This is a genomic window from Streptomyces sp. WMMC940, from assembly GCF_027460265.1.
Classification (GTDB): Bacteria; Actinomycetota; Actinomycetes; order Streptomycetales; family Streptomycetaceae; genus Streptomyces.
Genome location: NZ_JAPZBC010000001.1, coordinates 7,176,202 through 7,188,197, shown reverse-complemented (window position 1 = coordinate 7,188,197; position 11,996 = coordinate 7,176,202). Strand labels below are relative to the sequence as shown.

Annotated in this window: 10 protein-coding genes; 8 read left to right on the top strand and 2 right to left on the bottom strand. The window is 73.2% G+C overall.

The window, feature by feature from the left end; all coding sequences use genetic code 11:
* Positions 1 to 42 precede the first annotated feature (42 nt).
* Both O7595_RS31685 and O7595_RS31680 read right to left on the bottom strand, forming a co-directional pair.
* Positions 43 to 1,215, bottom strand: a complete 1,173-nt coding sequence (locus tag O7595_RS31685) for a polyamine ABC transporter substrate-binding protein (RefSeq protein WP_269732013.1) — start codon at positions 1,213 to 1,215, stop codon at positions 43 to 45.
* A 250-nt stretch (positions 1,216 to 1,465) separates the two neighbouring features.
* Positions 1,466 to 2,761: an aromatic ring-hydroxylating oxygenase subunit alpha gene (locus O7595_RS31680; protein ID WP_269732012.1), complete on the bottom strand. Its 1,296-nt coding sequence runs from the start codon at positions 2,759 to 2,761 to the stop codon at positions 1,466 to 1,468.
* 458 nt (positions 2,762 to 3,219) lie between these two features.
* Here O7595_RS31680 and O7595_RS31675 point away from each other — a divergent pair, with 458 nt between their 5' ends.
* From O7595_RS31675 to O7595_RS31640, 8 genes are all read left to right on the top strand, one after another.
* Positions 3,220 to 3,855 (top strand): hypothetical protein, encoded by a 636-nt coding sequence (locus tag O7595_RS31675; protein ID WP_269732011.1) that lies wholly within the window; start codon positions 3,220 to 3,222, stop codon positions 3,853 to 3,855.
* Positions 3,852 to 5,135: an NADH-ubiquinone oxidoreductase-F iron-sulfur binding region domain-containing protein gene (locus O7595_RS31670; RefSeq protein ID WP_269732010.1), complete on the top strand. Its 1,284-nt coding sequence runs from the start codon at positions 3,852 to 3,854 to the stop codon at positions 5,133 to 5,135. Before O7595_RS31675 ends, O7595_RS31670 begins: the two co-directional genes overlap by 4 nt.
* An 85-nt stretch (positions 5,136 to 5,220) precedes the next feature.
* Positions 5,221 to 5,412, top strand: a complete 192-nt coding sequence (locus tag O7595_RS31665) for a ferredoxin (protein WP_269732009.1) — start codon at positions 5,221 to 5,223, stop codon at positions 5,410 to 5,412.
* A 1-nt stretch (position 5,413) separates the two neighbouring features.
* The gene (locus O7595_RS31660; protein ID WP_269732008.1) at positions 5,414 to 7,474 is read left to right on the top strand and encodes an acetate--CoA ligase family protein; all 2,061 of its coding nucleotides are present in this window, start codon (positions 5,414 to 5,416) and stop codon (positions 7,472 to 7,474) included.
* A gap of 215 nt (positions 7,475 to 7,689) precedes the next feature.
* Entirely contained in the window at positions 7,690 to 8,862 is a 1,173-nt protein-coding gene (locus tag O7595_RS31655) for an acyl-CoA dehydrogenase family protein (RefSeq protein WP_269732007.1), read from the top strand.
* A gap of 126 nt (positions 8,863 to 8,988) precedes the next feature.
* Entirely contained in the window at positions 8,989 to 10,161 is a 1,173-nt protein-coding gene (locus O7595_RS31650) for an acyl-CoA dehydrogenase family protein (RefSeq protein WP_269732006.1), read from the top strand.
* A 99-nt stretch (positions 10,162 to 10,260) separates the two neighbouring features.
* Positions 10,261 to 11,133 carry a 3-hydroxybutyryl-CoA dehydrogenase gene (locus O7595_RS31645; protein WP_269732005.1) on the top strand — a complete coding sequence of 291 codons (873 nt, stop codon included), beginning with the start codon at positions 10,261 to 10,263 and terminating at the stop codon, positions 11,131 to 11,133.
* Positions 11,134 to 11,367: 234 nt separating this feature from the next.
* A complete protein-coding gene (locus O7595_RS31640; RefSeq protein ID WP_269732004.1) occupies positions 11,368 to 11,979 on the top strand; it encodes a TetR/AcrR family transcriptional regulator in 612 nt (203 codons plus the stop codon).
* Positions 11,980 to 11,996: the final 17 nt, after the last annotated feature.

Here is an 11,996-nt window from a genome sequence, read left to right as displayed (position 1 = left end):
CTGGAGGTCCGGGTTCTCAGGCCGGGGGTGTGCGGTGCCATCTCATCCCGCCTTCACGCGGGTCCAGGCGCTGTCGCGTGCCTGCTCGCCCTTCGTGGTTCCGTTGCGGAAGTAGAGGTCGTCCTTGAGGTCCTCCGCGGAGACCAGGCACTCGGGGAAGGGCTCCACGAGTGCGGCGTAGGTGTCCTCGGTGCCGCCGACCGGCATCGGGTAGCCGAGGTACTCGATGTTCTTCTTCACGTTCTCCGGTCGGAGCATGTAGTCGATGAACAGCATCGCGGTACCGGGGTGGCGCGCGTTGGAGGGGATGGCGTAGCAGTCCGAGTTGACCGGGGCGCCTTCCTTGGCGACCTCGAAACCGAAGACCGAGGGGTCCTTGGCCTGGCCCAGCATGGCGGCCATGTCCCCGCTCCAGGCCTGGGTCATGGCCGCGTTGCCGTTGAGGAGGTTGTTGTAGCTGTCACTGGAGAAGCCGCGCAGATGGGGGCGCAGGGAGAGGAGGGTCTCGGTGATGCGCCCGAGGTCGTCCGCGTCCGTGGTGGAGACGTCGAGGCCGAGCTTGAGCGCGGCGAAGCCGAGGACCTCGTCCCGGTCGTCGAGCACGAAGACCCGGCCCTTGGCGCGGGCGTTCCACAGGTCGTCCCAGGAGCCGCCGAGATCGTCGCCGATCTTGTCCTTCCGCCAGCCGATCCCGGTCTTGTACATGGTGAACGGCAGGGTGTGCCGGGAACCGGAGTCGTACCAGGGGTCCGCGAAGTAGGCGTACTGCCCGAGGATCGACTCGGCGTTCCTGAGCTTGCCGTGGTCGATCCGGTGCAGCCGGTTACCGGCGGCCAGCCGCTGGGCCCATTTGGCCGTGGGGAAGATGATGTCGTAGCGGTTGCCGGCGTTGAGCTTGGCGACCATGCCTTCCATCGAGTCGAAGTTCGACTGGATGACCTTGACGCCGTACTCCCCCTCGAATCCGGCGAGGACGGCAGGATCGACGAAGTCCGCCCAGTTGAAGTAGACCAGGTCGCCGTCGACCTTGACGTCGATCGGTTCCTGGCCGTCGCTGTCGGCCGTGGGACCCGACGAAAGGAATCCGCATCCCGCCGAGGTCAGGCCGAGGCCGAGACCGGCGGTCGCGGCAGCGCCGACGCGCAGGAGGGAGCGGCGGGACAGGGGGGTCGGGACGGTGGGCTGGGGCGGGGACGAGGGTACCTCGGGGGACATCGGGGTCCTCTCCATGGGGCCGTACGGTGACGGACACTGCTGCGGGTGCGGTCGGGGATGCACGGCGCTGTGGCTCCGTGCACGGACCGGGGAGCCTGCGCGGTGTTGGGGTGCACCGCCGGGTGCGGCTCGACAGGGTACGTGGCGGGCGGATGCGGCTCGTCGATCCGCGTCGCCGTGGTCTGCGTGGGTCACTCGCCCGTGCCGTGGGGCGGCAGGGGCACGCCTCGGCGCCCTCGGGGGCCGGGGCTCAGTGCTCCGCGCCGTCGAGGTCGGCGCGGACGCGCTCGGCGAACCAGCCGACCGCCTCCTCGCGCCGGGAAAGCGGGCCCGGCTCGAAGCCCGGGGTCGTCAGTCCTTTCTGCACACGGGACACCAGTTCGGAGTCCTCGTCGTTGGTGATCCAGCCGATGTGGATGTTCAGCCGCCGGGCGATCCGGGTGCGCAGCCCGGTGCCGCGGCGGGTGTAGAACGCTCCTGGCACGGCCACGCGGTCCACCGCCGTCGGGATCGCGGTCCAGGCAAGCACATGGTCGGGGTAGAAGTCGATGAGCGTGTTGGGGTAGATCGCGGCGTACCGCCAGACACGACGGTCCGCCTCGGTCAGTCCCGGCATGGGGGCGGCGAGCCGCTGGTAGAGGCGCTCGGCCCAGTTCGACGACGGTTTGTCGCGCAGCGGTGAGGCGAAGAGGGCGTACGCCTCGTCGATCACGCAGCTGTAGCGCTGGTAGTCGAGCAGGCGCATCAGGCCGGGGTGGGCGACGGGTACGTGGTAGCCCTCGAGGTAGTTGTCGACGGCGACCTTCCAGTTGGCGTGCTGCACCTCGGCGGACCCGAGATCGTGGATGCGGCTTCGGCCGACGGGCACGAGGTCTGCCCCGGCATAGTGGCCGACGGCCTCCGCCAGACCCGCGCACTGCTCGGCGAGGGGGGTGGCGTCCGGGTCGAGGTTGGCGAACACGAAGCCGAGGAAGGACTCGACCCGGACGGGGAACAGTCCGAGACGGGGCTTGTCCAGGCAGGGGATCTGCCGGGCCTCGGGCGCCCCGACGAGCCGCCCGTCCAGCTTGTACGTCCAGCCGTGGTACGGGCAGCGGATCGCCTTGCCGGCCGGCTCGGGCCGGGTGACCAGCCGGGTGCCGCGATGGCGGCAGACGTTGAGGTGGCCGGCCAGGCCGCCGTCCTCGGTGCGTACGACGATGACCTCCTGACCGGCGACCGCGGCGGCGAGGCGGGCTCCCGGCCCTGGGAGGTCGGACTCGTGACAGACGAGTTGCCACGACCAGGCGAAGATGTGCGAGGTCTCGGCCTCGGCGACGGCGGGGTCGGTGTAGTAGCGGGCGGCGAGCGCCGGCCCGGGGGCGGCCGGGGCTTCGGGGGCGGCGGCCCCGTTCCCGGCGGCAGCGGACGCCCGGGAGCCGGTGTCGTCCTCCGAGGCGGGCGGCGACGGGGCGGCCGGGGCTTCGGGGGCGGCGGCGCTCCCGCCTGTGCGGTTCCCGGCGGCGCGGGCCTTGCTCGGTGTCTCTGCGGGGGCTTCGGGCTGCATCGGCTGACTCCATCCATGCCGCCGGACGCGGCGATCGGTGTTGAGGCGGCCCAGGGGCGTTCGGCCGGGCCCGGCGAGGACGCCGGACGGGCTGACTAATTGGTCAGTCAGATTGCTGACGCGATTCGGCGATGTCAAGACTTGTGGACTGACTAATTGATTAGTTAGCGTAGTCGCACCGCGGGCTCCCGGCGATCCGTGCTCCGGGGTCCCGGTCCCGGTCCCGGCCGGACGCCGAGAGCCCGCGGACGGGACCCGGTCCGGTCCGGTCCCGCGCACCGAACCACGCGCCCGAGACGTCCGGCATCCGCCGTCCCGGGCCCGACCACCGGTGCCGGCCCGCTTCCGACCCCACGCCTGGGGTACGCCGCGAGACCCCCGGCACCACGTCCCACCCCCAAGCTCCTCCTCTGCTGCTCCAGCTCCCGAAGTCCCCCTCTCCTCTCCCGGAGGCACGCATGAGCGGTCGTCGGAGTCTCGTCTGGCTCGGGCTCACGCCCGAACCCGAGCGGGAACTGCCCCCAGCCGTGGCCGCGCTGCGCACCCGCGCACCGGGCGCCGGCGCCGAGGCCCGGGAACCGGCAGCCGCCGAGCGCCGCCGGGTGGAGAGGCTGATCCTGCACGGTTCCGAACGCAGCTGGCTGCGCTATCTCGCGGAGGTCACCGAACTCGTGACCTCCGTGGCGGACGGGACCGCGGCCGGCGACCCGGGAGCCGCACTCGTCGCGGGCGAGGTCGTCCTGGACCACCACCGCATGCTCATCGGCATGCCGGGCTCCGGCTACGACCGCACGGCACAGGACCGCTCCGCCCTGGAGACCGCGGTCCGCACCCTGCGGGCCGCCGCGCCGGGAGCGCCCGGCTCCGCCTCCCGCGCGGCTGCCGCCGCACCGGAGACCGCGTCACCGGAGGAAGGTCCCACCACGGGCTTCTCCGCGGCGGCGACCGGGGCCGAACGGCGCCTCGGCCCTTCCCGACGGACGGCCCCGGCCCGTCACCGCGTCCGTGCCCGCTCCGAGGTCCCCTCGGCGGACACCCACCCGTCGAGCACCCGCACTCCGCACACCCACACTCCGGACGGAGACCGGCCATGACCGTCGCGACCGCCGTGCGCTCGCTCCTGGGCGATCCCGCGGTCTCCGTGCTCGGGACGGAGCCCGGCAGGACCGAGAGCGCCGAGGCGTACACCCGCTCGGGCGGATACGGGAGAGCCGCCTCGCCCGCCCGGCTGCTGGCGGCCGTCGACCGCGCGGGCCTCCGTGGCCGCGGCGGTGCCGGTTTCCCGGCCGCCGTGAAGCTCCGCTCCGTGCGCGACGGGGGCGGCGTACCGGTTGTGGTGGCCAACGGCGAGGAGGGCGAGCCCGGGTCCGTGAAGGACCGCTGGCTGCTGCGGGCCAGGCCGCACCTCGTGCTGGACGGGATCTCCCACGCCGCGGAGATCACCGGCGCAGCGCAGGGCTATGTGTATCTGTCCGACCCCTGCGCGGCGGCGGAGGTCCGCCGGGCCCTCGAGGAACACCCGCCGGTGGTCCCCGTGGAGGTCGTCGAGACCGCGCACGGCTACGTCGCGGGCGAGGAGACCTCGGTGGTGCGGCGCATCAACGGCGGCCCCGCGCTGCCGACCGCCAAGCCGCCCCGGCCCTACGAGCGCGGGGTCGCCGGCCGGCCGACGCTGGTCGCCAACGTCGAGACGCTCGCCCGGATGGCGCTGATCGCCGCACACCCGGAGCTGAGCGGCACGATCGCCCGCACCACCCTGCTCACCCTGTCGTCCTGGCGCGACGCTCCTCTGCTCGTCGAGGCCCCCTACGGAGTGCGCCTGCACGACCTCGCCGCGGGCCAGGGCTCGGACGACGCCTGCGGCGTGCTGATGGGCGGGCTGTTCGGCGGCCTCGTCGGCTCCGGTGCGCTGGCGCTACGGCTGGACCCCGGTGTCCTGGCCGCCGCCGGCACGTCCCTCGGCTGCGGGGCGATCCGCTTTCTCGCACCGGGCGGATGCCCCGTCGCCGTCGCCCACGACGCCGTGGACCATCTCGCCGCCGAGAGCGCGCGTCAGTGCGGTGTGTGCGTGTCGGGCACGGCCGCGATCCGCGACACGCTCCGGCAACTGGCCACCGGTGGGGCCGGTCCGGACGCCGCCGCGCGGCTCGAACGCTGGGCCCGGGGTCTACCGGGGCGCGGCGCGTGCGGGCTGCTCGACGCGGCCGCGGGCACGGCGGGGAGCCTGCTGCGCGCGTTCCCCGAGGCCGTGCGCGACCACCTGGGCACGGCGTGCCCGGTGTGTGCCGACTGCCCGGCCACCGGTGGCCATCGGCTGGTCGTGCCCGTTCCCGAGGTCGCCGGCCTCCGCCCCGACACCGCCCCCGTCCGCTGAGCCCCTCCGGACCGGGCGCCGTCCACGGCCGCGTCCGCGGCCCCGTCGCCACCCACCCTCCCGCCGTCGCCGAAAGGAACGCCGCGTGAAACTCTTCCTGGACTCCACCCGCTGCCAGGGCTACGGGCTCTGCCAGGAGCACGCCCCCGGGCTGATCGACCTCGACGAATGGGGCTACGCGTCGGTGCTGGCCGCCGATGTGCCGCCCGGTTCCGAGGACGCGGCACGCGCGTGCGCCGACAGCTGCCCCAACTCCGCGCTGCGCCTGGAGAAGTGACATGCCCCGTGAACTGAGCGCTCTGTTCGACCCGAAGTCCGTCGCCGTCGTCGGCGCCAGTGACGATCCCGCGAAGTACGGCCACGCCGTGGCCGCGCAGGCGCTCCGCGCTCCCCACCGCAGACCGGTGCATCTGGTGAACCGCCGTGGCGGCACGGTCCTCGGGCGCCCCGCCGCCAGGACCCTCGCCGAGATCGGCGAGCCGGTGGAGCTGGTGGTCGTCTCCGTCCCGGGCGCCGGTTTCGAGGAGGCCGTCGACTCCGCCCTGGAGTGCGGTGCCCGCGCGATCGTCGGCATCACCGCCGGCTTCGCCGAGACGGGCCCCGCCGGGCTCGCGCGGCAGCGTGCCGTCGCGGCCCGGGTGAGGGAGGCCGGAGCCGTGCTGGTGGGCCCCAACTGCCTCGGCATCGCCGACAACACGACCGAGCTCTATCTCGCCTCGGACACGTTCGCACCCGGCGGAATCGCCCTGCTGAGCCAGAGCGGCAACCTCGCCCTGGAACTGCAGTTGCGGATGGCCCCGCACGGGCTGGGCTTCTCGCGGTTCGTCTCGCTCGGCAACCAGGCCGACGTCACCCTCGTCGACCTCGTCGAGGACTGTGCGCGGCACGCCGCGACGTCGGCCGTCGCCGTGTACGCGGAGGACTTCGGCGACGGCCGCGCCTTCGCCAGGGCGGCCGCCGCGGCCGGCAAGCCGGTGGTCCTCCTCACCGCGGGCCGTGGCACCGCGTCCGCCCGCAGCGCCCAGTCCCACACCGGGGCGCTGACCACCTCGGCCGATGTGGTCGCGGCCGCGTGCCGGGACGCCGGAGTGGAACTCGTCGCCACCCCCAGGGAGATGACGGTGGTCCTCGCGGCCCTGAACGCCCGGGCCCGGACCGGCGGCCGCCGTACGGCGGTGTTCACCGACGGCGGCGGGCACGGGGTCATCGCGGCCGACGCGGCCGAGGCCGCCGGGCTCGACGTCCCCGAGCTCGGTGAGCCCACGCGGCGGCAGCTGCGGTCGGTGCTGTGGGAGCAGTCCGCGGTCGGCAACCCGGTGGACCTGGCCGGCATGGGGGAGCAGGACCCCCTCTCGTACTCCGCGACGGTCGGGGCCCTGCTCGGCGCCGACGAGGTCGACGCCGTCCTGATGACCGGCTACTTCGGCGGCTACGCGGCCGCGGGCGGCGGGCTGGGCGGCGGTGGCGCGACGCTGGCGGAGGGCGAGGGCCGTGCGGCCGGTGAGATCGTCGGCCACTGGCGGAGGCGGCCGAAGCCGCTGGTGGTCCAGTCGATGTACCCGGCGTCGCCGAGCTGCCGGACCCTGGTCGACGCGGGCATACCGGTGTTCTCGTCCACGGAGGACGCCTCACGCGCCCTGGCCGCGATGACCTCGACCCACCCGGACCGACGGTCCGGTGTGTCCGCGCTGCCGCCGCCCGCCCCTGCACTGCTCGACTCCGGGTACCACGCGGTCCGCGGGCTGCTGGCCGCGGCCGGAGTGCGGTTCCCCGGCGCCCGGGAGGTCACCGGTGAGTCCGAACTCCTCGCGGCGGCCGAGGAGTTCCCGGGGCCGTACGTCCTCAAGGCGCTGCACGTGCTGCACAAGTCGGACGCGGGCGGGGTGGCGCTGGGGCTGGCCGACCGTGACGCCCTGCTCGCCGCGTACCGGGAGATGCACGCCCGGCTCGGTTCCTCCTCCTACTCGGTCGAGGCGATGGCGGATCTCTCGGACGGGGTCGAGCTGATCGTGGGGGTCAACCGGGATCCGCGCTTCGGTCCGGTCGCCATGGTCGGGCTCGGGGGCGTTCTCACGGAGACGCTGCACGACGTCGCCTTCTCGCTGGCACCGGTGCCGGCGGAGCGCGCCGCGCGGCTGCTGCGGGGGCTGCGCACCGCGGCCCTGCTCTCCGGTGTACGCGGCCGGCCGGCGGTGGACGTCGACGCCGCGGCGGAGACGATCGAACGCATCACCGCCGTCGCGGCCGCGCATCCCGAGATCGCCGAACTGGAGGTCAATCCCCTGCTGGTACGGCCGGACGGCGCCCTGGCCCTCGACGCCCGGGCGGTACTGGCCTGATCCCCCTTGCCCGCCACCGGGCCGCGGCGGCCCGGACTCCGCTCGCCGGCTCCATCGGCCCGGCACTCCCGCTCGCCGACTCGACCGGCCCGGCATCCCACGCCCGGCCGTAACCGCGCCCCCGCTTCCGTATCCCCACTTCCGTATCCCCCGCCCCGGCGCGACGCGCCGGATCCCCTCCCCCTCCCCCTGACGCATCTCCGGAGGAACACCCCATGGACTTCCGCTACACCCCCGAACAGGCGGACCTCAAGGCCCGTGCCGCCGCCTACTCCCGCCTGCTCATGGAGTACGAGGACCGGTCCGAGGAGGCGGGCGGTCCGCTGCCGGTCGACACGGTCCGCGAACTCACCCGTGCCGCGATCGACGCCGGTGTGTACGCCATCAACATGCCCGCCGAGTGGGGCGGCGCCGGGTTGTCCCTGCTGGACCAGGTGATCGTGGAGGAGGAGTTCGGCAAGGTCACCAACTGTCTGTGGGACATTCCGTGGCGGCCCGCGAACGTCCTGGCGTACGGCACGGAGGCGCAGCGGGAGAAGTACCTGCTGCCGGTCGTCCGGGGCGAGAAGTTCGACGCCTTCGCGGTGACCGAGCCGGGCGCGGGCTCGGACCCCTCATCGGGAACGAGCACCGCGACCCGTACGGACGGCGGCTGGGTACTCAACGGCGAGAAGTGGTTCGTCACCTGCGGCGACATCGCCGACTTCCTGCTCGTCCAGGCCGACGCCGGCGAGGAACGCGCGCCGACGCTGTTCTTCGTCGACAAGCAGGCGGCGGGGGTGGAGATGACCCGGGTGCCGCGTTTCATGCACTCCGCCGTGAACGGTCACCCCGAGTTCACGTTCACCGATGTCTTCGTCTCCGACGAGGACGTGCTCGGCGGCGTCGGCAACGGCTACGAGCTGACGAAGGAGTGGTTCACGGACGAGCGGCTGATGATCGCGGCCCGTACGACCGGGGCCGCCGAGCGCGCCCTCGAACTGGCCCGCGACTGGGCCGTCGAACGCCGCCAGTTCGGCTCCCCCATCGCCGACTTCCAGCTCGTCCAGGGCATGCTCGCCGACTGCGCCGTCGACATCGCCGTCAACCGCGCGTACACCCACCAGGTCGCCTGGGAGGCCGATCAGCCGGGCACCGACCGCAAGGCCCTGCACGCCAAGGCGTCGACGGCGAAGCTGGCGGCCAGCGAGGCGGCCGGGCGGGTCGTCGACCGCTGCGTACAGATCTTCGGCGGGCGCGGCTACGACCGCTCCTACCCCGTCGAACGCCTCTACCGGGAACTGCGCGTGGACCGCATCTGGGAGGGCACCTCCGAGATCCAGCGGCTGATCGTCGCCAACGAGCTGATCAAGCGGGGCACCGGGGCCCTCGCACTGCCCCATTCCTGATCCGGCGCGCCCACCGGCCGCGCATCCGCCGACCCGTTCGCCCACCGGCGACACGACCGCCGCCCCGATCCCCGACCCGTACGCGCCGACGCCGACGCCGACGCCGACCCAAGAGGACTGACTGCCATGGATTTCCGTCTCACCGCCCGTCAGAAGGAGCTGAAGGACTCAGCCCGCGGGCTCACCGAGTTCATCATGAAGTACGAACTCGACTGCGAGGAGAACAACGGCCTGCAGCCGCAGGCCCACCACGAGATCCGCGACGCCGTGCTCGCGAGCGGGCTCCAGGCCGTCAACATGCCCGCCGAGTGGGGCGGCGCCGGACTGACGATCCTGGAGCAGGCGATCGTGCAGGAGGAGCTCGGCAGGCTGACGGGCGCCCTGTGGGACACCGTGTGGCGGCCGGCGAACGCCCTGCGGTTCTGCACCCCGGAGCAGCGCGAGCGCTATCTCGTCCCCGTCATCAAGGGGCGGCGGCGGGACTGCTACGCGGTGACCGAGCGGGACGCGGGCTCGGACCCGCAGGCCATCGCCACGACGGCGACCCGCACCCCGGACGGCTGGGTGCTGAACGGCGAGAAGTGGTTCGTCACCGTCGGGGACCACGCCGACTTCATGATCGTGCTGGCGGCCGCCGGGGAGGAAGGTGCGCCGACCCTGTTCCTCGTCGACAAGGAGACGCCGGGGATCGAGATGACGCGGGTGCCGCGCTTCATGCACACCTTCGTCTACGAGCACCCCGAGTTCACGTTCACCGATGTCCGCGTGGGAGACGACGCGGTGCTCGGAGGGGTCGGCAACGGATACGACATCACCAGGTCCTGGTTCACCGAGGAGCGGCTGATGATCGCGGCCCGTACGACCGGGGCCGCCGAGCGCGCCCTCGAGCTGGCCCGCGACTGGGCCGTCGAACGCCGCCAGTTCGGCTCCCCCATCGCCGACTTCCAGCTCGTCCAGGGCATGCTCGCCGACTGCGCCGTCGACATCGCCGTCAACCGCGCGTACACCCACCAGGTCGCCTGGGAGGTGGACGCCGGCCTGTCCGACCGCAAGACCCTGCACGCCAAGGCGTCGATCGCCAAGCTGTCGGCCAGCGAGGCGGCCGGGCGGGTCGTCGACCGCTGCGTACAGATCTTCGGCGGGCGCGGCTACGACCGCTCCTACCCCGTCGAACGCCTCTACCGGGAACTGCGCGTGGACCGCATCTGGGAGGGCACCTCCGAGATCCAGCGGCTGATCGTCGCCGGTGAACTGGTCAAGCGGGGCACGGGCGTCCTGCGGATGCCGTCCGCGGGCTGAGGCCCGGGCCCCGTGTCCCGGCGGGGTCGCCGGGACACGGGGCCTCGGTGCCGTGACGCCTGTTGCCGGGTGGATGAGCGTGTGGAACCGGAGGAATTGATGGCTGACGGAGAGCGGGAGTGCTCGCTGATCGGGGTCGTGGGCTGCGGCCTGATGGGCTCCGGCATCGCCGAGGTGTGCGCGCGGGCCGGCCGGGAGGTCGTCGTGGTCGAGACCGGTGCGGCGGCGGTGAAGGAGGGCCGCGGCCGGATCACGGCGTCGCTGGACCGGGCCGTGGCCGCGGGCAGGCTCCCGGGCCCGGACCGTGACGCCGCCCTGGCACGGATCGTGGTCACGGCGGACATGGAGGCACTGACGGACCGGGACCTCGTGGTGGAGGCCGTGGCCGAGCGGGAGGAGGCCAAGGTCCGGGTGTTCGCCCAGCTCGACCGGACCGTGGGCCGCGAGGACGCGGTCCTGGCGACGAACACCTCGTCCATCCCGGTCATCCGGCTCGCGACGGCGACCGCGCGGCCCGAGCAGGTGGTGGGGCTGCACTTCTTCAACCCCGTGCCGGTGCTGCCGCTGGTCGAGCTGGTGCCGTCGCTGCTGACAGGTGAGAGCACCGTGCGGCGGGCGGAGGCCTTCGCCTCCGGGGTCCTCGGCAAGGAGGTCGTCCGCGCCCGCGACCGTGCCGGATTCGTGGTGAACGCGCTGCTGGTGCCGTATCTGCTGGCGGCCGTGCGGATGGTCGAGTCCGGCACGGCCTCCGTCGAGGACGTCGACCGGGGGATGGTGCTCGGCTGCGCGCATCCGCTCGGGCCGCTCGCGCTCACCGACCTGATCGGTCTGGACACCACTCAGGCCATCGCCGAGTCGATGTACGAGGAGTTCCGGGAGCCGCTGTACGCGCCTCCGCCGCTGCTGGCGCGGATGGTGGACGCGGGGCTGCTGGGGCGGAAGTCCGGACGCGGCTTCCACTCCTACCGATGACCGGTGACCGGCTCCTGCCGATGACCGGCCACAGCCGTCCTCCGGGGTCCGGACCGCCGGTGGCCGGGACCCGCGGACGGCGTGGATGCGCCAAGATGGACGACGGCGGTCGGGCCGTCCCGCGCCGACGGCCCGCACCGAGAGCCACACGGACGACACCGACAGCACCGACAGCACCGACAGCACCGACAGCACCGACAGCACCGACAACTATCCGAACCGGGGAGCACACACGTGACCAAGGCCGAACGCACTCGCGAGACCCGTGAGCGGATCCTCTCCGCCGCGTGCGAAGTGATCGCCGAGGTCGGCTTCGAGAAGATCCGCATGCGGATGGTGGCCGAGCACGCCGGGGTGTCGACGGCGCTGCTGCACTACCATTTCGACACCCGCGAGAAGCTCTTCGCCGAGGCGATGACGCACTCCTTCGCCCAGACCGGGACGGAGTTGGAGAAGGACGCCGGCTCGGTGCCCGCCTCGGTGATCCTGGCCCGGATCCTGCGCGCTCTGCTCCCCACCGACCCCGAGCTGCGGCAGGACTGGCGGCTCTGGCAGGAGCTGTGGGTGCGCGCGCTGCGCGACGAGACGGCCCAGCGGCTCGCCGTCGACCTGTACGACCAGCTCCACGAATGGGTCGGCGGCGCACTGGTGCGGGGCGTCGACTCCGGGGAGTTCGCCTCCTGCGACATCGACGCCACCAGCACCCTCCTGCTCGCGCTCTGCGACGGCTACGGGATCCGGCTGATGCTGTCGGACCCGAAGGTCGACCTGGACGCCGCCCAGACGGCCATCTGGGGGACCGTCGCGCGGACCCTCGGAGTGCCCCCCGGGTTCCCGCAGGTGTGATGCCCGCCGGACGGGGA